Here is a 21,635-nt window from a genome sequence, read left to right on the forward strand (position 1 = left end):
TAAGTATTTTTATATTTTTCTTTTTTTCAGTCTCAGTGAATTACTAACTACTGAGACAGAACTAAGAGACATTGCAAGAGATGCAATCATTGGATTTAGAAGCGGTCCTCCGAAAAGATAAAGCACTCCAGCTGCAACAGGTATGCCAATTATGTTATAAATAAAAGCCCAGAATAGATTTTCTTTTATAGTTTTCAGAGTAACTCTGCTCATATTAATCAGCTTAGGAACACCTTTTAGACCACCTTTCATAAGAGTGACATCAGCTGTATGGATTGCAATGTCTGTTCCACTTCCCATTGCAATTCCTACTGTTGCCTCTGCCAGAGCAGGTGCATCATTTATTCCATCGCCCACCATAGCCACGTTTTTCCTCTCTGTGAATCTAAATTTTCTTATAATCTTTGCCTTTTCATTCGGTAGCACTCCTGCAAAATATCTCTTAATTCCTAATTTTTCAGCCACTGCCTTGGCAGTAGCTTCGCTGTCTCCTGTAATTATTGCTATTTCTACACCTAATTTATGTAACTCTCTTACGGTCTCCCTTGACTCCTCTCTTAGAGGGTCTGAAATAAGAAATATGGCTTTTATCTGACCATCTATGGCAACATAAACGGCTGTAAAGGGCTCTGACTGGGAAACTTCAGGTAATTCTATATCTCTCTTCTGCATTAGTTTCCCACTTCCTATGAGAATATTTCTCTGTATTCCTTTGGAGTCAGTAACCTGTGCTGATATTCCTCCTCCAACAATTACTTCAAATTTGTCAGGTTCCTCTGAGTAAACTCCTTCTCTTGCACAATAACGAATTATAGCCTTAGCAAGAGGATGTTCAGAGTACTTTTCAGCGGAAGCAACGAGTTTTAATATTTCCATGTCAGTTCCATCAATGTATATGACTTTAATTACTTCCGGTTTTCCCTGAGTTAGAGTTCCTGTTTTATCAGAAAAAAGTATTTCAATTTTCCCGGCTTCTTCAAGTTTTTCGACATTTCTTATTAAAATTCCCTCTTTTGCGGCTCTTCCTGAGGCAACCATTATTGCCGTAGGAGTTGCAAGTCCGAGAGCGCAGGGACAGGCAATTATCAAAACAGCAATGCAGTTGCTTAAGGCCATCGATATTTCTCCAGAAAAAAGTAGCCACATTGCAAAAGTTAAGACAGCTATTGTTATAACAGCAGGGACAAAGATGGCGGAAATCTTGTCGGCAAGTCTTTGAACAGGAGGTTTTCCAGTTTGAGCATCTTCGATTAGTTTAATTATCTGACTGAGAAGAGCGTCTTTTCCAACAGACCTTGCTTCTACTTTAATTACACCATTGAGCAGGATTGTCCCGCCGATTACCTTTTCACCACGAGATTTTTCAACAGGTATGGGCTCACCTGTAATCATAGACTCATCAATAGTTGCATCGCCTTCAAGAATTATCCCATCTACTGGAATCTTCTCAGATTGTTTGACTATTACAACATCGCCTATCATAACTTCTTCAATGTCTATTTCCCTCTCTTTTCCCTCTCTTATAACAGTTGCTCTTTTAGGTTGAATTTGCATCAGTTTTTCCAGAGCTTCCGATGTCTTGGTTTTAGCTTTTTCCTCAAGGGTTCTGCCGAAAAGTATTAGAGTAATTATTACTGCAGAGGTTTCAAAATAAAAATGTCCACCGTGATTTCCTAAAATAAGCAATGCAAGACTGTAGAAATATGCTGCATTTGTTCCAAGACTAACAAGACTGTTCATATTAGCAGTTCCATGTCTTAAGGCAATTATGGCAAGCCTGTGGAATCTGAGTCCTGTAAAAAACTGAACAGGCGTAGTAAAGAGAAGTTGAATGATTCCTTCCTTCAAAACTGGCACATTGAACATACTGCCGATAAAAACAGGCAAGGTAAAAAGAAAGCTTATCAGTAAGTCTCTTTTAAGCTTTTTAAAATGTTTTATCTTTTCTTCCTTTGCTGAAAATGTATCGGTATATTTATTTACCTTTATTCCGATGGTCTTAAAAATAGACAGAACTCTCTCTTCCTCTGTTAGTGTAGGGATGTAGTCGATTAGTAAGTTTTTATTTACTCTATCGGCTTTAATATCAACTATGCCGTCAATTCTTGAGAGTTCAGTCCTTATTAGTTTTTCAATTTCAGCATCTAATTCATTTGCCTGAAGGTATAAAGTTGTTTTGCCTATATCGTATCCTGTTGCCCTGACAATACTTATTAAACGATGTATGTCTACATGTTCCTCTACCTGAACAGAGGCTTTTTCGGTAAGCAGATTTACTTCAGCCCTTACAACCCCTTCAACCTTACTTAATGCCCTCTGAATTGCCTGCGCACATGCTGCGCATGTCATGCCTTTGATGGGGATTTCGAAGTTTTTTAACATCAGTCTTATTCTGCCCTTAAATCTAAAGGCTTGTCAATTCTATACTAAGTTAGCAAAGAAAGCTTTATAAAAATTTTCTGCCCTCTGTGAATACTCAGCCATTATTTTTTCTGATTCTTTGAGGATATTTTTCCCTAATGGGTGGTCTTCAAACCATTCATTAAGTAATTCCTTTGTTACTTCAATGTGAAACTGCAGGGCATAAACATTGTTTTTATATTTGAAGGCTTGATTTTCATAGAGAGCAGACCGGGCAAGATGTATAGCTCCTAAGGGTAAATCAAAAGTATCACCATGCCAGTGAAAAACTTTAAATTTTTTCCATATATCGCCTACGGAAGGATGTTTAGCAAGGGAAAGCATAAGCGGGTCTCTTAATGCCTCGCCTGTAAGTTCCACTTCATGCCATCCAATCTCCTCTCCATGACCTTTATAAACCTCTGCACCAAGAGTATGGGCGATAAGTTGAGCTCCTAAGCATATTCCGAGAACCTTCAGATTTCTATTGATTGCTTCTCTTATTAGTCTTGAAATGACCTTTAAACCCGGATATTTTTCCATTTCATAGACACCCATAGGCCCTCCCAAAACAACAAGGCCTTTATAATTTTCAAGAGTTGAGGGAGTTTCACCATCCTCTGCCTCAAAGATTCTGTAGGAGATTTTATTTTCAATAAGATATCTCTCTATGGTTCCAGGACCTTCGCTTCTCACATTTTTAATTATCGCTATCATAGAGATTTACTCCTTTTTTTATAACTATACCGTATTTCTTTATCCGATAGTTAAGTTGTCTTTCCGTAAGGCCTAAAGCCCTGGCTGTTTTTCTAATGTTATATTTAAACTTGGGAAGGGTATCCATAATTCTTATCCTCTCAAGCTCTTCAACTTCAGTTGGAAGTTTTAGCTCCCCCGAAAGATAAGATTTAAACTTATAAACACCTCTTACAGTATCAGGAAGGTCATAAACCCTTATTTTGTTATTATCTGTCATAACAACAAGCCTTTCGATTGTATTGGCAAGTTCTCTTACATTTCCAGGCCATTCGTAGTTGATGAGTATCTTCAATGCTTCATTATCAATGGAAACATTTTTTTTATAGATATTAGCGAAGCTCTTAAGGTAATATTCAACGAGCAGAGGAATATCTTCTTTTCGTTCTCTAAGAGGAGGTATATAAATTGGAATAACATTTAGCCTCCAGAAAAGGTCTTCTCTGAAGCTTCCTTTTCTTATCTCTTCAGCAAGGTCTTTATTTGTCGCTGAAATTATTCTTACGTCAACCCTAACTGTTTTTGAGGAACCTAATGGTTCGACTGTTCTTTCTTGTAATACTCTTAGTAATTTAGGCTGAAGGGATAGTGGTAATTCTCCCACTTCATCAAGAAAAATCGTACCCCCATTTGCCTGTTCGAATTTGCCAACTCTCTTTACAGCGCCCGTAAAAGCTCCCTTTTCAGAACCAAAGAGCTCTGCTTCAAGAAGAGCCTCGGGAATAGCTGCACAGTTTATAGCGACAAAGGGACTTTTTGCTCTTTTGCTTTGGAAGTGAATGGTCTTGGCAATGAGTTCTTTACCTGTGCCAGATTCTCCAAATAACAATACCGTTGCATCTGTCGCTGCCACTTTCATAACAGTTTTAAGCACTGCTTGAAAGGATGGAGATTGTCCAACAAGATTTGGAAAATTATATCTTTCTTTTAGTTGTGCCCGAAGTATCAAGTTTTCGTCTTCGATTGATTTATAGCTTTCCCAAAGTTTTATAAACTGTCCAATAAGGGATGCAACCACTGACAAAACTCTTAGGTCGTCATCGAGATTGCCCTTTTCTTCAGAATATATCCTGTCTGCTGATAAAACGCCAAGAATTTCTTCTTCTATTTTTATAGGCACACACAAAAATGAAATTCCTTTTTTATCGGGACGGCTTCCGGTTTTATTGAGAAATTGAGGTTCTTTCTCAATATCGGGAATAAACATGGACAAACCTGTTTCTATAACTTTTCCCACTATTCCTTCACCAATTCGGTATTTTCCCCTGCTCATTTCTTCTTCTGTTAAACCATAGGCGGTAACTATACTAATCTCTTCTGTTTTTCGGTCATAAATAAATACGCTTCCTCTTCGCATATCCAGTTCTTTAGATAAAATCTCAAGAACAGCATATAGATTTTTTTCGAGATTGAAAGAAGACGTAAGAACCCGGCTTACTTCAAAGAGAGCTTTTAATTCTATGTTTTCAACTCTTTTCATCTAAAGGACGGCAAACATTTGCCGATAAATTATTATAACATTAGAAGTCTCTTTGGTCAAGAAATGAATTGAAGCGAAGAGTTGTCACCCAGACGAGACAAATTTTTTTATGACTCTTATAAATTTATCAATGTCGGCTAAATCGTTTTTAATTATATCATATAGTTCTTCTTCTGTAACTACGTGATACATATGAACTAATCTGTTTCTGTAGCCTGCCATTTGTACAAGTTTTTCCTTAAGCTGTTCGTCTATAACGCCAATTTTGTTTAATCCAATTGCAATAGATTTGTATTCTTTAGAAAATTCTATAAAGCCTTTTTTAGCTAAGATATGTCTGCCAATGTCAAAAATTGCTTCAAGTGTCCTCCTTAAAAAACTCTCAGCAGCTGCTGAATTTAATTTGTTCGCCATGAATTCATCTATTTCTAATTTGCTTAGATTTTTCATCTCTTTATTAAAACTTATCATCATGGCAAGTCGTTCTCTAATTAAATCTCTGTTAATCATCGTTAATACTCTTCTAAAGACTCTTCGAGAAATTTATTGTAGAGATATCTAAAATCAGGATACTTTCTTAAAATTTCCATTTCATAATTGTCCCTTTTTTCTTCAGAAATGCTATAGATGCACTCACCCTCTATAGCCTCCATTTGGAGTAGAAAGTGGCATTCCTGAAGAAATATTAGGTCTAAATTATAAGGTTTAAAAATTTCAGATATTTCGTTATATAGTTTCGCATAGATATGACGCTTTTCCTTTAATTGTTCAATGTTAAAATCAAAAACTACACCGATATCTATATCTGTAAGAGGGTCATCGATGTGTATCAATTTTGATTGGAGAAGTTTTATGGCATTGTCTTTCTGAGAACCGAAGATGTATGCAAGGGCAATGTTGTATTTTTTAAAAATTTTTTTTAGATTATTCAGTTTTTCCATACTTTAAAGATTATAGCACACCGAAATACTTACAGAGAATTAAAATGATGGGGACAGACATGAATGTCTGCCCCATTTGATTTGTTTTATATTGCCTGCTCTCCCTTTTCGTTTGTCCTTATTCTCACAGCATCTTCAACGGGAATAATAAATATTTTTCCATCGCCCACATTGCCTGTGTAAGCTTTTTCTTGAATTACCTTAACCACCTTTTCTACCAGACTGTCAGGCACAACGACTTCAATTTTTATTTTAGGAATGAAAAGCACCTCAAGTTCAGAGCCTCTGTATATCTCTACATGACCTTTCTGTCTGCCAAAGCCTTTTACGTCTGTTACGGTCATTCCCTGAATGCCGGATAGAACAAGCGCTTCTTTGACTTCCTCAAACTTGAAGGGTTTAATTATGGCTTCAATTTTTTTCATTTTATTCCTCCTTTCCTTATAGATTATAGGCCCTTTCACTGTGCTGTGATGAGTCTAATCCTATAATTTCCTCCTCTTCAGAGACTCTAAATTTCATGAATATACGCATAACTAAAAATATTAACGCAGTCATTATAGCTGTGTAAATTATTGTTACAACTACACTTATAGCCTGTATCCATAACTGCCCTGGATTTCCATAAAGAAGACCCTTTCCTGCTTCATTAATCGACGGGTCAGCAAACACTCCTGTAAGTATTGCACCTATTATTCCGGCAACTCCATGAATTCCAAATACGTCAAGAGCATCGTCGTATCCGAGTTTTGGTTTAATAGCAGTTACGCTGAAGTAACATATAAAACCTGCGATGGCACCAATTATCACCGAACCTGTTATATTAACAAATCCTGCGGCAGGTGTGATTGCCACAAGACCTGCAATCATTCCAGAGGCTATTCCAAGCACGGTAGGTTTCTTAGTTACGGACCATTCAGTAAACATCCAAGCAAGAGCTGCAACGGCGGTAGCAATATTTGTATTCATGAATGCCTGAGCCGCAAGACCGTTTGAAGCAGCGGCGCTCCCTGCATTAAAACCGAACCATCCAAACCATAGCAGTGCTGCGCCAATTGATACAAGTGTTAAATTGTTAGGGACTAAAAGCGTGTTTTTTCTCTTACCAAGTATAAAAACTCCAACAAGTGCTGCTATTCCTGCATTGATGTGAACAACAGTTCCTCCTGCGAAATCAAGAGCACCCATTTTGGCGAGGAATCCTCCTCCCCATACCCAATGGGCAACTGGCACATATACAAGGCTTACCCATAGTATTGTGAAAAGAACCCATGCGGAAAACCTCATCCTCTCAATATATGCACCACTTATAAGTGCAACAGTTATTGCAGCAAAGGTAAGTTGAAACACTGAAAAGAGAACCTCCGGTATTGTTCCCTGCAGAGAGCTGACTGTTACTCCGCTTAAAAAAGCTTTATCGAGATAACCAATTATGCCAGCTATGTCACCAGAGAAAGCTAAACTGTATCCATAGGCTATCCATATAAAACTTGCCAAGCAGTAGGCAACAAAGCTCATAGCAATAGTGTTAAGAACATCTTTTCTTTTTGCAAGACCACCGTAAAAGAGGGCAAGCCCTGGCACAGTCATAAGCATTACAAGAGCTGTTGCCACAATCATCCATGCCGTATCGCCCGAATCAAGCTTTGGTTGAGGCTGTGCCTGCTCAGCTTGAGGCTGAGCAGGTGTTTCTACCTCTGAGAATACAAGATTTGCCGAGATAATCAACATCATAATAATTACAATTAGAAGACTCATCAATTTTTTCATTTTTTACCTCCTTTAAAAGCTAAATGTTACACCTAATCCTACGACCCACGTATCATCAAGATGTCCGTTAGGATTGTAAGAGCTTCCGTCAACAATTCTTTTCGCCTTGTTAGAAAGAGGAAACCAGTATTGAACCACAGGCTGAACAGTTAGATTTTTCATAACAGGGATAGTAAATCCTGCCTGAAGCTTACCATCGTGAAAGCCGTTGTATTTCTTTCCCGTATACTCGCCTGTGCTACTTTCATAGGTTCTCCAGTAGTTGTCATCACCTTTGAAATAACCAAAGGATGCAGCAAGGTCTAAGGTAATATCCTTATAAACTTCAAAGGAATGGGAGAAAGAGAGATTTACATAAGTGCCTGGATATGTTGTAATATCCCGATAAATCGTAAGAGTTGGTTTAGAGATTATGTCGTAACTTGCACTTATAAAAAGCTCTTCAGTCTCGTCAGTGTATTTCGTACCATAATAAATGTAACCTCCAGTGAGAGATAGGGGTCCGAACGAATGGGTATAGCTAAGAGTAATGTCCGATTCGTTGAAGCTTTTGCTGCCCGGTCTGTCAGGAACGAAACTCTGTGTTTTCTTTTCATTTGTGTCAATATTGCCCCAGTAGTTTAGAGAAAAACCCTTGTAGGAAAGAGTTACTGAAGGCTGAATAACAACGCTACCAGAACTTAGTTCATAACCTCTGAAAATATACCTGTTGTAAGCTCCAAGCGATACGCTTCCAGTAACCTTTTCCTCTTCTTTCTTTCCCTCTTCTTTTTTAACTTCCTCTGCCATGGTAAGGGAAAAGGAAACCAGTAAGAACAAAAGCACCAACAAAATCTTAAAACTTCTCATAACAGCACCTCCATTTAGTTTTTTTAGAGTATTTGCGAATTCTGTGCCAGAGGGAAAGTTATTGAAATTTATAGGTTTTTGGAAATAATAATAATGACAATTTTGTATGCTTCTACATTTTTGTAGAAAGTTTTCAATTACAGTAAGGTAATCATGTATTTAGAGACTGTTCAATTATTAAAGGTAATTCCGAGCGCCCTCAATGGGAGTGAGGAATCTGCCCTGTAGGGTCATCCCTAGGGCAAAGCCCGAGGTTGAAAAATCTGGGGATTCCTCGCAGACCCTTCGCCTACGGCTCAGGGCTCGCTTCGCTCGGCTCGGAATTACAGATTGTAGTGTAAGGAGATATACTTCGTTGACCTCTCGCTTTTTTCCTACCAGTCTAACTGTTTGCTCATTAGTTTGCTGTAAATATCTTTTGGAATAAAGCAGCTTTTATGAAGCTCAGAAGTGTAAAGTTTTGTATTTACTTTAAAGGGTTTTCTTGGTTCACGAGGGTCAAGAGCTTTCGAACCAACCGAAAAAGTCCACCAGTTTCCTACATAGGTGGCAATACTTGCTGTGTAAAGGTCAACAATCGGGAATATCAGCTTCATTGAGCTTTGAACTTCATATACAAGCTCTTTATGGAAGATAAGGGATTCGGAGAGTGTAACAAACATGCCTTTTTCCGTAAGAGCATCTCGAACAGATTTGAAGAATTCCACGGTAAAGAGGCTTTTTGCAAAACCAATAATGTCTGTAGAGTCAACAATTATAACGTCGAGTGAGTTTTCCATAGACTTTATAAACTCTGCTCCGTCCATGCATTTTATCTCTACTCTTGGGTCATCAATGGCAGAGGAAACTGTTGGAAAGAACTGTTTTGATACTTTTATTACTTCTTCGTCTATCTCAATAAAATATAGCTTTTCAACGCAATCATGCTTTAGAACCTCCCTTACGGCACCACCGTCTCCACCACCTATTACAGCCACTTTTTTTGCTTCTGGATGAGAGTGCATAAGCACATGAGTGAGCATTTCGTGGTATATGAATTCATCTCTTTCAGTAAGTTGAACAACATTGTCAAGCACAAGAACTCTGCCAAAATAGGGGTTTTCGAAGACCATTATATCCTGAAACGGACTTTTTCCTTTGTAGAGAATTTTTTCCACTTCATAGGTATACTGTATCGGTGCATAAGGGTCTTTTTCAAAAAATCTAATCATTCTATTCCTCCTATATTAAGAATGTTTTTGGTATGGAAAATCCATTGAACTCTGAGGCATATGATACAGTGTAAGCTCCTGCAGAGAGAATTAGTATGAGACTGCCTACATCTGGTTCAGGCAGGACAACTCCTCTGTCAATTACGTCAAAACTATCACAGCTTGGACCTGCAATGGTCCATTCCTTCTCTTCTCCTCTACTTCCAACAATGTATTGATATTTTATGCCTCCTATGCTTTCCATCAGTCCGTTGAATACTCCCACATCTATGTAAAGCCAGTTTTCATCTCCCCTTTTTGCTTTTCCAATTATCTTTGCTACAAATACTCCCGCATCACCTACAACAGCTCTTCCAGGCTCTATAAAAATGTCTGTGCCGGGAAAACTCTTTTGAAGGAGAGAGTCGATTTTACTCTCAATAGTCTCTATATCAGGAACTTTTTTTAAATATTCAATAGGATAACCTCCACCTATATTGAGCATTTCGATTGAAATTCCCTCTTTCTGAGCCAATTCCTTTACTTGCCGGGCTTTATCAATGGCTGTATGCCAGTTATAGATATTGCTACACTGAGAACCTACGTGGAAGGTAATTCCAACAGGCTTAAGCCCTCTTTTTTTGGCATAAATCATAAGTTCAACAGCTTCTTCAATTTCAACGCCGAATTTTTTACTGAGAGGCCATTCACTTCCTTCGTTAGGCACAGTAAGTCTTACATAAACCTTTTTTGAAGGAGCGTATTTTGCCATTTTATCAACTTCAGCAATGGAGTCAAAGGCATAATAATCAATACCGTAGTCAACAGCGGCCTTTAAAAATTTGAAAGTTTTTATGGGATTGCTCGTTATTATTCGGTCTGCCGATACGTTTAGTTCCTGAAGAATGGCAAGTTCTCCTTCTGACGCAATTTCAAATCCTACGTTGAATTCATTTAAAAATCTAAGCACTTCAATATCTGGATTAGCCTTTACTGCATAGAAAACTTTCGAATTTAGTATGCCTTTCCCGATGGTATAAATTTTATCTCTTAGAATTTCTCTGTCAATCAGAAGATAGGGTGGTTCATCATCGTGCGAGGCAATCCAGTTTAAAACCCTGTCCATGAGCTGTTTTCTAATTTCTTTCATAACTTAAATTTTATCACAATTTAACATTATTTCGATAGGATAAAAAGCCTTTATTATAAGTTTATCAGTTAATTTTAATAACTTATTAAAAAATTGAATTTCTTTCAATGTATTTAAATTGAATTATTTTTATATCAAAATTAAAAATCGCTTTATAATATTGCATAAAATTATTTTTTCTTATAAAATATTTTTATTATCTATATGGAAAAACTAATCATCAGATGGCAGAGACTTGTTCAAAATAATACTACATGTCCAAGATGTGTAGATACGGGATTAGAAATTGAGAAGGCTTACACCAAGCTTAGAGAAGCTCTTAAGTTCTTTAATATTGAAGTCTTATTAGAAAAAAATGAATTAACCGATACAGAATTCAATAAAAACCCTTTAATTTCCAATCTTATACTGATTAACGGTAAGCCTCTTGAGGTATGGATTGGTGCAGAAACAGGACAGTCACAGTGTTGTAGTGTATGTGGTGATGAAGAATGCAGAACCATTCAGTTTAGAGGAAATATTTATGAAGCTATCCCTGAAAATTTGATAATTAAGGCATGCTTAATTGCTGCATCGGAACTAATTCCAATAGGCAAAAAATTTCAATTATAAGAATCAAAAAATTAAAATAATTGAAGTTCCTGTAATGCTTGCGTTAGACGGAAGTTTCGATTTGTAAGTTTTGGAGTATTGATTAAAAAAACTAAAAAATAGCATTTTGTGATTTTTTATTTAAAGACGAAGGCCGATATAGTTGCTCCAATGATTACTACATAGAGAATGTTTATCTTTTTAATCAGACAGAAGATGCTTACGGATAAAAATAATAGTTTTATCCAATTCCATTCTAAAGTATATGCAAATTTAATCGTAGCAAAAAGAAGAAGTCCCGAAAAAGAAGCAATAAGTCCTTTTTTGGCCCGACTGAATATTTTTGAATTTTTAATTTTTCCATCTATTTCAGAGGCTAAAGCCATAATTAAAAAAGAAGGAGAGAAAATGGCTAAGGTGGCGATTATTGCACCAATGTAACCTTTCAAAAGATAACCAACAAATGTTGCGGTAATTACAATAGGGCCAGGAGTTATCTGGCCAAGTGCAATTCCGTCCATGAAAGTCTTTTCATCAATCCACTTGAGCCTGTCGACAAATTCATGTAACATGAGGGGTAGTGATGCATACGCTCCGCCAAAGGCAAAGCAGTCTATTTTAATCATTGTTATGGCAATATTAAAAAGAGTTTTATCAGATATAAAAAGAAGTAAAAGCAAAAATAATAGGGCTATAAGCAGAATTGCCATTCCTCTTAAGTTGACCTTTTTTGAGTTATTCTCAATTTTAATCGTCTCTTCTTTGAAAATAAGTTGAGAAAGTAAAAGGCAGATTAGAATTATCAGAAACGGATTAAATTTTAAAGTAAAAAGAAGAAAAGAGAGGAATGCAATCAAAAGTTCTCCCTTTGATTTTAAAATAGGCTTGGTAAACATTAAAAAGGCATTGGCAATAATTGCCACTACAACTATTTGAAGCCCCATAAATACAGATATAATTTCAGAAACCGAACGAGTTTTCTCATACAAGAAAGACAAAAAAAGCATTAACAAGAAGGCTGGCATACCGAAGCCTACAAAGCTTACTAACCCTCCTAATATTCCTCTTGTTTTAAGTCCCACATAGGCTGCAACCTGCATAGCCGTTGCCCCAGGAATTGCCTGAGCAAGAGCAATGCCTCCGTGAAAAGTCTTTTCGTCAAGCCACTGTTTTCTCTCAACGGCAACTTCTCTTATGTATGCAACCATTGCAGGTCCGCCGAAGGCAGTAAGACCAAGTTTTAAAAAGGTTACAAAAAGGTCTTTCAGATTTACCATTTGATGACTGAATTAACCACCTGCAATAGGAGGGAAAAGGCTTAATTCAGAGTTGCTATCTATCTGAGTTGAAAGTTCGTTCAGAATTACACCGTTCAGAACAACTATGAAAGGTTTTTTATTTAATTCTAACAATTCTATTAACTGAGCTACTGTAACAGGCTTTGATAATTCAAGAAGAATATCCCCTTCTTCGTTTTTTGAAAAATCCCTTTGTGAACTTAAGCCGCCGAAGAGTTTTACTTTTATCCTCATAGATTTAAAAAAGGGTGGCAATAGCCACCCTTAAATTTAATTTTTACCAGTTAAAAAGCTGGTCAAGTTCTTCATCCTTTACCATAAATACTACATTGTGAGGAGGAATAGGCTCTTTGTAGAAGAATCTGGGGAGTCTGTCATGCTGCTTTGTAAAACCTGCGCGGATGTTAAAATCTCTTTCAAATTTGAGAACCTTTTTCCCATACTCAACAACATCGCTATCCTTCATATCCCAGCCGTAGAAAGCATTTATCATGTCAACCAAAGCCTGATTTGTCTCAGGCTGGTCAAGAAGAGCAAAGGCAATGAAAAGACACATACCTGTTGAATCTATAAAGGCTGTTGCAATCTGAAGGTTACGAGAGAGGTCAACCTGCCCTTCAGGTTTCAGCGGGTCAACAAAGCCACCGGTTTTGAGGACATTCAGAGCAATTGAGTATCCTGCTGTGTGGTCTGCGCCCATAGGGCTTGTAGCATAAGTAACACCAATACCCTGCACTGCTCTTGGGTCATAGGCAGGAAGTGCCTGTCCTTTTACAACGGGAACTCTCTCAACACCGAAAGCTCTTCCCGTAAAGGCTGCACCATTGCCTATTATTCTTCCAAGGTAGCTTCCCTTGCCTATTTCGTGTAAGAGATTAATTGCTCCGTCCGCATCGCCCCATTTAAGAATTCCTGCCTCCATAGCAACTCCAATTGTAGCACCCATCTCAATGGTGTCAACTCCATAGTTGTCGCATAGGTAATCCATCATGGCAATTTTGTCTATGTCATCTATTCCACAGTTTCCGCCGAGTGCCCACACGGTTTCATACTCAGGCTGTTTTGTAAGATAGTGTCCGTCTTTGTCGTGATAAATTCCTGAACACCTAATAACGCATCCACGGTGGCAACCATGTGTGGGGTTCCCACCTCTTTGTTTTTCAAGTTCTGCCTGAACCTCTCCGCTTATCTTTCTTGCTCCTGCAAAGCGACCTTCTTTAAAGTTGTAGGTTGGATATGCACCAACCTCGTTTACTATGTTTGTTAAAACGTTTGTTCCGTATGCAGGTAGCCCTTGTCCTGTAACAGGATGTTTTTGTAGTCCTGCAACAAATCGTTTATTTGCATCTTTAAAGGCCTCTGGATTTTTTGGTTGTCTCGGAGTTGTTCCCGCATCATCAAGGACAATAACCTTTACTCCCTTTGAACCCATTACTGCACCAACGCCACCTCTGCCTGCATGCCTCGTAGGTCTGAGCTCCATATCAGTTACTGCTACAGAAGCTCCTGATAGCTTCATCTCACCAGCAGGGCCAATGCTTACGCAGGCGATTTTTTCTCCAAATTCCTTTTTGATTTTTTCAACAAGGTCGTAATTAGGAAGCATCTTAAGGGTATTATCATTTTCAATTTTTGCACCTTCTTTGTTGATGTAAATTTTGTATGTTCCTTCTTCTTTAGGTTTTCCCTCAAGAACAATGGCTGCAATTCCAAGTCTTGCCATCACCTGTCCAGCCTGTCCACCTGCATTTGCCTCTTTAATGCCTCCTGTAAGAGGGCTTTTGCAACCAACAGATACTCTTCCAGACATGGCTGCAGCTGTTCCACCAAGAAGTCCGCAGGCGATAACAAGCTTGTTATCAGCACTAAGAGGATGGCAGAGAGGGTCTACTTCCTTTGATATAATCGCAGATGTCAGAGCTCTTCCTCCAAGTCCTTCATACTCACCAAGTTCTTCAAAACGGACCGATAAATTAGTCATGTTGATTCTTAAAATTTTCATGCCGCACCCTCCTTTCTAAAAGCTTTTTTCAATTATATCATACAGTAAAACAATCCGCCGCACCAAAGGCATGCACCACAGGGCACTGTGTTTGTGTAACAGTCATAGACAAAGTCTTCAAGCTCCATTAAGTCGCAGAGGGCAAAATTACAATCGTAGCAATAGGGGAAATCATACTTGAGGACAGATTCATAGAAATCAATATACTCAGAGGAATTGTATATTAAAGCAGTTTCTTTTTCTTTTATGTTTCCAAAAGACCATCTTTTCACAGATTTTTTAAGCCCTCCAATATAGCAGGTGAAATCATGCCAGAGGAAATAGCATGGTGAGACTTCTCCATCAACTCCTATGAACATACATTTTTCCTCAAGGAAATCACATCTTCTCTTTGGAAGAGGATTTGTTCCTGGAATCTGAATGGATAATTTGTTTTTTCTTGCTATCAATGAGACTTCTTTAAGAATTTTTTGAACATCCGTAATGAGGGCATCATCTCTATTAATGAGATTGTTCATATTTAGAGTTAGTCCTTTTTTCTCTGCTTCCTCATACATAGATTTAAATAGTTTGAGCGGTTCATTTTCTTCAGGGAAAAATTCAGGCATTGCCTTTCGCTTCATCTGCTCCATCCAGTCTTCAAGTTTATATCCTTTTTGGGTCAATTTATTCAGCCATTTTTTGAAAACTTTTACTGAGTCTTCATTATTTGTCTCGTATACAACCAGATTGGTTGCATCCTTTGAATAGGGAATTAGATGAGAAATAATAACGAAATCTATACTATAATCTATTGCAGTAACCAGTGTTGGAATAATCTCGGAAAGGTTATTTTTGGTCATTACAATCTGAATTCCGCTTTCAAGAACTATTTTACTATCTCTTTTAGCACGATGTATTACCTCAAGGGCTCTTCTTGCAAATTCAGGCTCATGTAATCCATTTATGGGAATTATGCTGTCTATGGAAACGCATATCTTATTGAGGCCTGCTTTTAAAAGCTCTTTCATTCTGTAGTCGGTGAGCAAGACTCCATTTGTCTGAAAGCCTATTTTAGTATTCTCTGCCATTTTATCTCTGGCAAGAGCAATAAAAGATTCAAGTTCTTCATGTAAAAGAGGTTCGCCTATTCCGCTTAAAACAAGACTGTGAATATTACTAAAAATGGGCGTGAGTTTTTTGAACAATTCAATATCCATATCCATTTCAGGCTGGTGATAGTTAGGACTTTGTTTAGGGCATATATTACAGTGGAGATTACATCGCGTAGTAATCTCCACCGATAATCGTTCTGGTAACATAAGTTGCTAAGCCTTCTTACGCTTATCTATAATTCTTATAGCTTTACCCGGCACTCTCTGGATAGTTCCTTCAGGAACAATTTGAATTTTACTCCTAAAACCTAAGAAATCATAAAGTTCAAGGTCAAGCTGTTCGAGTTCTCGTTGGGTAACACCGTTATCAGCCTTCTCAACAATTATTGTCATGTCATCCTTACCTTTGAGTGTCTCTATAACCAGCTGATAATAAGGTGAAAGCCCTTTGTATTTTAATAATATCTGTTCTACCTGTGAAGGATAGAAGTTTACACCTTTAACTTTAAGCATGTCATCAGTTCTGCCTTTAACTCTGTCAACACGCAGATGAGTTCTTCCACAGGTGCATTTTTCAAGGGAAATCAATCTTGATATATCTCTCGTGCGATATCTTATGAGAGGAAGTCCCTCACGGGTGAGTGTTGTAATTACCATCTCCCCTTCTTCTCCAATACCAAGAGGCTGCCCTGTCTCTGGGTCAATAATCTCTAAGATGTAGTGGTCTTCCCATACATGAATTCCTGACCTTGCTTCACAGTCAATACCGAGACCTACGCCTCCTGTCTCAGTAAGCCCTATAATATCAAAGGTTTTAATTCCCATCTCCGATTCAATTCTGTGTCTATATTCATCAGACCATGTCTCAGCACCAAGTATGGCAACTCTGAGTTTTGTCTCACGAAAATCAAACCCATTGTCTTTTGCAACCTCTATGAGTCTTGCAGGATAGGATGCAATGGCACCAAAAGCAGTAACTCCGAGGTCTTTAATAAGTTTGAGTTGCATGAGTGACCTTCCAGCACCTGCAGGCACTATAAAACAGCCAAGACGCTCAGCACCGTAGTGAAATCCAAAGCCACCGTTGAAAAGTCCGAAGGAAGGCATAATTTGAATCTTGTCTTTTTCAGTCAGTCCAGCAGCTGCAAGGCATCTTGCCATTATCTCTCCCCACTGGAAGATATCATTCTTTGTCATCGCATTTATTACAGGCACACCTGTTGTGCCAGAGCTCATGTGCATTCTTGCACACTCTGATGGCTCAACGGCAATGTGGTTAAAGGGGTAGCAATCTCTTAAGTCATCCTTTGTTGTGAAGGGAAGGCTTTTTAGGTCATCAAGGCTAAGGATGTCTTCAGGCTCTATGCCCTTGTATTTTTCCTTTAATTTTGAGCGAGAGTTTTTAAGAAATCTAAGAGTTTTCCTTAAATGGGTAAGCTTTAGTTTTTCAATCTCTTCTCTTGGCATAGTTTCTCTTTCAGGATTGAACATACTCACACCCCTTTATGAATGATTTTTTGTTTTCCTCATCGAGAGTATTTATGAAATCTTCGCATTCAAAGAGTGCTGTTCTTTTTACAAAAACTCCAAGCAGGAAAGTGTTAACATATCTCATAGGCACAGTTGCAATTGCTGTATTTATCTCATCTTCGTTAAAGGTAAAGATATTTTCTCCGAAGGTTTTCGCATAAGGTAGTAAGTCTTCACTTAGTAGAATAACCATGTCTGCCGTTCCCCTTCTGACAAGTCCGCTCATACCCTCGTTAATTTTCATATGAATCTCAACAGTGCCTCCTTTTTTTGCCATTCCTTTTATCTCTGTTGAGCGAACAGACACTCCCTTTTTGATTGCTGCCTGAGCAATTGCTCTTGAGAAAAATATAACTCCTTGTCCACCTTTACCAAGTATTACGAGTTTCATAGAGCTTTAATCCTTCCTAATTTTCCGATTTTAGCCATTCCCTTTAAAAATAAGTTGGCTTGAGCGATTTAGAGATTTTTTGGTAACAATTCCAGATGAGCGAAGCGTAAAATAGGCGCAACTGTTTGAGCCTGAAAGGCGAGTTTTGCGGCTATAGCGAAGCGAATTCGGAATTGTCAAAAAATCTATTATGAGCGAAAGACAACTTATTTTGTAATAACTACTGAGTAAGGTTAGTTTACTCACTTAAACTACGCACTCCTCAAAATCCTTAATTTCTAAATTACCAAGCTTAGGTAACGGTAACCCCTTTTTAATACTAATAATAATCCAGCTTTCAATTGTTTGTTTTAAATTTTCTCTACACTCCTCAAGTGTTTTTCCAGTTGCCCATACTCCTGGTAGTTCGGAAACTTCTCCATAATAAGGCTCTTCATCTTCTATAATTTCATATTTCGCTCTTCTTAAAGCTTCCTCAATGTATTCTACTAACATTTTCAATCCTCCGTTTTTTAAATATTATATCCAACGAATCGCTTTTGTCGGGCAAACATGGACACAGCATCCGCATTTTATACACAGTAATTGGTCAATGTCTGCTTTGCTTTCTTCTTCATTGAATACTATTGCTGGACATTCAAACTCTGTGATACATAATTTACAGCCTTTGCAAAGCTCTTTATCTATGGTTAAGTTATACTTTGGATTAGCACTTAGTCCTTCTTTTGTGTTTATACATAGGTGTCTGAAAACTATAACGGCTGGCTCATTTTTCTCCTTAAGAAACTTCTTTGCTTCCTTTAAAGCCTTCACTGAAGAGGTGAAATCATAGGGGTCTAAGTTTTGAACAAAGTTAACTCCGATACCTCTTACAATATTCTCAATAGATATAGGGGTTACTGGCTCACCGGAGGAACTTACTTCATCAGAAAGGGTTTTCTGATTTCCTGTCATTGCTACTGTTTTATTGTCAAGTATGACTGTTAAAAAAGGAACTCTGTAGTGAACTGCATCAACAAGTGGCTGAAGCCCTGTGTGGAAAAAGGTTGAATCACCTATTACTGATACCACATCCTGCTCAATTCCAGCTAATTGAAAGGTTTTTTTAAAACCAAAACCAAAGGAGACACTTGCTCCCATACATAAAACTGTATCTGTAACTCCGAAATTAAGTGCGAGGGTGTAACATCCTATGTCTCCTGCATAGATAGATTTTTTGCCGAAAACTTTCTTTACTGCATAAAGAGCAATTCTGTGAGCACAGCCTGGACATAGAGATGGTCTTTTTAATGGAGGAACCGTTATGGTTTTGCTCCGTTTTATCAATCCGATTCTCTCTAAGATTTCCTCACAAACCTCAGGGGTGAGCTCTCCTTGCTTTGGCACAACTCCGTTTCTTCTACCTTCACTACATAACTGTAACTCAATTACAGGCATGGACTCCTCTACGGTAATCACTCTTCCGTAGCCTGAAAAACAAGACCTTTTAAGAGGATACGGCATGTCTGCCTTAGCTAAAGTCAACTTATTTTGTAATCCATACTCTTCAATCAATTCATAGAGATAGGAAAAAACTGCTCCACTTGAAACAATAAGAATATCACCGTTAAAAAAGAATTTTAGCTCATTTTCCCTCTCTATTTCAGCAATTTTCTCATTTAAAGTAGCATGAAGAATAAGTCTCTGACGAGGTGTGCCTGCATAACGCCAGAGTTTTTTATCCCAGTCTTTCAGAGTTTTAAATTGAGCTATAAGTGGCTCATTTATAAAATTTTCCTTAAGTTCAACATCTGCTCTTCCGTGAGAAACTCTTGTTGTGCTCCGAAGCATCACGGGAATTCCGTATTTTTTACTCAGTTCAACTGCTTTTTTTGAAAAATCATAGGCTTCTTGAACGTTGGAAGGGTCAAAGACGGGTATCTTTGCAGCCATTGCAAAAAGGCGGCTATCCTGCTCAGTCTGAGATGAGTGTGGTCCAGGGTCATCAACGCTTACAAGCACCATGGCAGAGTTTGTTCCCACATAGGCAGAGTTCATAAACGGGTCCATTGCCACATTAAGTCCTACCTGCTTCATTGTAACTGCAGAGGGGATTCCTGAGAGACTTGCAGATAAGGCAACTTCATAGGCAACTTTTTCATTTATAGCCCAGTCTATAAATGCTCTGATATCTACGTTTTTAGTTATTTTTTGTGCCGCAGGAACTATCTCACTTGAAGGAGTTCCTGGATAGCCACTGATAAATCTAACTCCTGCTTGAACTAATCCGTATGCAATTGCCTCGTTTCCGGATAAATAAAGTTTTTTCATTAACTATATCTGCTCTCTGAGTTTTTTTGCCCTTAAAATGTAGTTTATTATTTCGTTTTCTTTTGATTCTTCCGTAATAAATGTCTTAATTTTTTCAATTTCTTTAATGAATAAATCAAGCATTTTTAGAATGTTCTCCTTGTTCATCAAAAATATATCTTTCCATATTTCTGGTGAGCTCATGGCAATTCTCGTAAAATCCTTAAAACCAGAACCAGCATATTTTATTAGATTATCACTTACTATATCAACAGTATTGACCATGCAGAATGCAAGCAGATGGGGCAAATGACTCATAAGACCATAAATTAGGTCGTGTTCCTTTGCACTCATCAACTCTGTAGATGCGCCTGTAGCTTGCCACATTTTTATTATTCTTTTAAGAACAGTTTTATCTGTTCTTTCTGTAGGAGTGATTATTACTTTTGCATTCTTAAATAAGTCTTGTCTTGCATTTTCAAATCCTGTCTTTTCTGACCCAGCTATGGGATGAGCTGGTATGAAATTGACACTGTCAGGCAGTATATTTTCAAAAAGTCTAACAACTTGGAGTTTAACGCTTCCTACATCCATGATAATAGAATTAGGTTTTAGAAAAGAGGATATTTCCTTCAGAATTTTCTCAAAAGTTCCAAGAGGGGTTGCTAAAACTATGAGTTCTGCTGACGCCGCATCCTTTAGGGAATTGGTAAAGCAATCTATTATGCCAAGTCTTGTTGCCTCTTGAAGTCTTTTCTTATCCCTTCCATAGCCGATAATAGTTGTTGCTATCCCCTGATTTTTTAAGGCTAATGCTAAAGAGCCTCCTATCAGACCAACGCCAATTATTGATACGGCACAAAAATGTTCCTTTTGCATCAAGCTTCCCTGCCGATTGCCTTTGCAACGGCTGAGACTTTCTGCATCATTTCAGTAAACATTTGAGGTGTAAGAGATTGTTCACCATCTGATAGAGCCTCTTCAGGATTAGTATGGACTTCTATAAGCAACATATCAGCGCCTGCAGCGACTGAAGCTACTGCCATTGGTATAACCAGGTCTCTTTTGCCTACACCGTGACTTGGGTCTACGGCTACAGGTAGATGACTTAGAGATTTAAGAAGTGGAACCGCACTGAGGTCAAGAGTGTTTCTTGTAGCTGTTTCAAAAGTCCTTATGCCTCTCTCACAGAGTATAACTTTGTCATTACCCCGTGAAAGTATATACTCTGCAGCCATTAAAAGCTCTTTTATTGTGGCGGACATGCCTCTTTTTAAAAGAACAGGTTTGTCAACAGAACCTACTTCCATGAGAAGTTTGAAGTTCTGCATGTTTCTTGTGCCAATTTGAATTATGTCTACATATTCGATAATTACATCTATGTCTCTGGGGTCCATAATCTCACTGATTATGGGCAGGCCTGTTCTTTCCTTTGCTTCTTTAAGATATTTAAGCCCTTCAATGCCAAGTCCCTGAAAAGAGTAGGGAGATGTGCGGGGTTTAAAAGCTCCGCCTCTAAGAAATGTTGCTCCGGCAGATTTAATTTTTTCTGCTATGTCTAAGAGAGTCACCCTATTTTCAACAGCACAGGGACCTGCGGCGACGTGAATTTTTTTGCCTCCAATCTCAATGCTGTCAATTTTAATGACTGTATCGGTTTTCTTAAAATCTCTACTTGCTAATTTGTAGGGTTTCAGAATTCTTACTACATCTTCAACTCCAGGAATGGCTCTTATTGCATTTTCTTCATCTTCTGTGACCTTTGAGGTATCTCCAATGACGCCGATTATGGTTCTCTCTGTTCCCCTGGACACATGAGGCTTAAGTCCTTTTGCCTCAAGCTTTTTTACGATTTTTTCAATTTGTTCATCGCTTACCTCTGGTTTTAATACTATAATATCCAT

The 21,635-nt window shown here is 38.0% G+C and carries 21 protein-coding genes; 1 reads left to right on the plus strand and 20 read right to left on the minus strand.

Going from position 1 to position 21,635, the window contains the following annotated elements:
• Nucleotides 1-9: 9 nt before the first annotated feature.
• The 10 genes from ACZ430_RS06875 to ACZ430_RS06920 form a co-directional block, all read right to left on the minus strand.
• Nucleotides 10-2,382: a heavy metal translocating P-type ATPase gene (locus tag ACZ430_RS06875; RefSeq protein WP_464910452.1), complete on the minus strand. Its 2,373-nt coding sequence runs from the start codon at nucleotides 2,380-2,382 to the stop codon at nucleotides 10-12.
• A 39-nt stretch (nucleotides 2,383-2,421) separates the two neighbouring features.
• A complete protein-coding gene (locus tag ACZ430_RS06880) occupies nucleotides 2,422-3,117 on the minus strand; it encodes a type 1 glutamine amidotransferase (RefSeq protein ID WP_297209650.1) in 696 nt (231 codons plus the stop codon).
• Nucleotides 3,101-4,636 carry a sigma-54 interaction domain-containing protein gene (locus ACZ430_RS06885; RefSeq protein WP_297209647.1) on the minus strand — a complete coding sequence of 512 codons (1,536 nt, stop codon included), beginning with the start codon at nucleotides 4,634-4,636 and terminating at the stop codon, nucleotides 3,101-3,103. The genes ACZ430_RS06880 and ACZ430_RS06885 overlap by 17 nt, the downstream gene beginning before the upstream one ends.
• 84 nt (nucleotides 4,637-4,720) lie before the next feature.
• Nucleotides 4,721-5,146 carry a type VII toxin-antitoxin system HepT family RNase toxin gene (gene hepT, locus ACZ430_RS06890; protein WP_297209644.1) on the minus strand — a complete coding sequence of 142 codons (426 nt, stop codon included), beginning with the start codon at nucleotides 5,144-5,146 and terminating at the stop codon, nucleotides 4,721-4,723.
• A 2-nt stretch (nucleotides 5,147-5,148) separates the two neighbouring features.
• Nucleotides 5,149-5,577 (minus strand): nucleotidyltransferase domain-containing protein, encoded by a 429-nt coding sequence (locus ACZ430_RS06895; protein ID WP_297209641.1) that lies wholly within the window; start codon nucleotides 5,575-5,577, stop codon nucleotides 5,149-5,151.
• 86 nt (nucleotides 5,578-5,663) lie between these two features.
• A complete protein-coding gene (locus tag ACZ430_RS06900; protein WP_297209639.1) occupies nucleotides 5,664-6,002 on the minus strand; it encodes a P-II family nitrogen regulator in 339 nt (112 codons plus the stop codon).
• A gap of 16 nt (nucleotides 6,003-6,018) precedes the next feature.
• The gene (locus tag ACZ430_RS06905; protein WP_297209636.1) at nucleotides 6,019-7,347 is read right to left on the minus strand and encodes an ammonium transporter; all 1,329 of its coding nucleotides are present in this window, start codon (nucleotides 7,345-7,347) and stop codon (nucleotides 6,019-6,021) included.
• Nucleotides 7,348-7,359: 12 nt separating this feature from the next.
• Entirely contained in the window at nucleotides 7,360-8,196 is an 837-nt protein-coding gene (locus ACZ430_RS06910; protein ID WP_297209633.1) for a hypothetical protein, read from the minus strand.
• A gap of 374 nt (nucleotides 8,197-8,570) precedes the next feature.
• Nucleotides 8,571-9,407 (minus strand): polyamine aminopropyltransferase, encoded by an 837-nt coding sequence (gene speE / locus ACZ430_RS06915; RefSeq protein ID WP_464910453.1) that lies wholly within the window; start codon nucleotides 9,405-9,407, stop codon nucleotides 8,571-8,573.
• Between the two features lie 10 nt (nucleotides 9,408-9,417).
• Nucleotides 9,418-10,536, minus strand: a complete 1,119-nt coding sequence (locus tag ACZ430_RS06920) for a type III PLP-dependent enzyme (RefSeq protein WP_297209627.1) — start codon at nucleotides 10,534-10,536, stop codon at nucleotides 9,418-9,420.
• Between the two features lie 204 nt (nucleotides 10,537-10,740).
• On the opposite strand from ACZ430_RS06920, the gene ACZ430_RS06925 reads away from it, so the two are divergent.
• Nucleotides 10,741-11,148 carry a DUF2703 domain-containing protein gene (locus ACZ430_RS06925; RefSeq protein ID WP_297209625.1) on the plus strand — a complete coding sequence of 136 codons (408 nt, stop codon included), beginning with the start codon at nucleotides 10,741-10,743 and terminating at the stop codon, nucleotides 11,146-11,148.
• A 116-nt stretch (nucleotides 11,149-11,264) separates the two neighbouring features.
• Here ACZ430_RS06925 and chrA read toward each other — a convergent pair whose 3' ends face one another.
• The 10 genes from chrA to aroF all read right to left on the minus strand — a co-directional run bounded on the left by chrA (nucleotide 11,265) and on the right by aroF (nucleotide 21,635).
• Nucleotides 11,265-12,404 (minus strand): chromate efflux transporter, encoded by a 1,140-nt coding sequence (gene chrA / locus ACZ430_RS06930; protein WP_297209622.1) that lies wholly within the window; start codon nucleotides 12,402-12,404, stop codon nucleotides 11,265-11,267.
• A 12-nt stretch (nucleotides 12,405-12,416) separates the two neighbouring features.
• A complete protein-coding gene (locus ACZ430_RS06935) occupies nucleotides 12,417-12,680 on the minus strand; it encodes a MoaD/ThiS family protein (RefSeq protein ID WP_464910454.1) in 264 nt (87 codons plus the stop codon).
• 22 nt (nucleotides 12,681-12,702) lie between these two features.
• Nucleotides 12,703-14,427: an aldehyde ferredoxin oxidoreductase family protein gene (locus ACZ430_RS06940; RefSeq protein ID WP_297209617.1), complete on the minus strand. Its 1,725-nt coding sequence runs from the start codon at nucleotides 14,425-14,427 to the stop codon at nucleotides 12,703-12,705.
• A gap of 32 nt (nucleotides 14,428-14,459) precedes the next feature.
• Entirely contained in the window at nucleotides 14,460-15,728 is a 1,269-nt protein-coding gene (locus ACZ430_RS06945) for a radical SAM/SPASM family putative metalloenzyme maturase (protein WP_297209615.1), read from the minus strand.
• Nucleotides 15,729-15,734: 6 nt separating this feature from the next.
• Complete coding sequence (locus ACZ430_RS06950; protein WP_297209611.1) at nucleotides 15,735-17,012, minus strand: phenylacetate--CoA ligase; 1,278 nt, start codon at nucleotides 17,010-17,012, stop codon at nucleotides 15,735-15,737.
• Nucleotides 16,999-17,442 carry a 2-oxoacid:acceptor oxidoreductase family protein gene (locus ACZ430_RS06955; RefSeq protein WP_297209609.1) on the minus strand — a complete coding sequence of 148 codons (444 nt, stop codon included), beginning with the start codon at nucleotides 17,440-17,442 and terminating at the stop codon, nucleotides 16,999-17,001. Before ACZ430_RS06955 ends, ACZ430_RS06950 begins: the two co-directional genes overlap by 14 nt.
• Nucleotides 17,443-17,688: 246 nt before the next feature.
• Nucleotides 17,689-17,937, minus strand: a complete 249-nt coding sequence (locus ACZ430_RS06960; protein ID WP_297209607.1) for a type II toxin-antitoxin system HicB family antitoxin — start codon at nucleotides 17,935-17,937, stop codon at nucleotides 17,689-17,691.
• Nucleotides 17,938-17,961: 24 nt separating this feature from the next.
• Complete coding sequence (locus ACZ430_RS06965) at nucleotides 17,962-19,752, minus strand: thiamine pyrophosphate-dependent enzyme (RefSeq protein WP_297209604.1); 1,791 nt, start codon at nucleotides 19,750-19,752, stop codon at nucleotides 17,962-17,964.
• A 3-nt stretch (nucleotides 19,753-19,755) separates the two neighbouring features.
• Entirely contained in the window at nucleotides 19,756-20,610 is an 855-nt protein-coding gene (locus ACZ430_RS06970) for a prephenate dehydrogenase (protein WP_297209602.1), read from the minus strand.
• Nucleotides 20,610-21,635 (minus strand): 3-deoxy-7-phosphoheptulonate synthase, encoded by a 1,026-nt coding sequence (gene aroF / locus ACZ430_RS06975; RefSeq protein ID WP_297209600.1) that lies wholly within the window; start codon nucleotides 21,633-21,635, stop codon nucleotides 20,610-20,612. The genes ACZ430_RS06970 and aroF overlap by 1 nt, the downstream gene beginning before the upstream one ends.

The organism is Thermodesulfovibrio sp. TK500a (genome assembly GCF_055381765.1).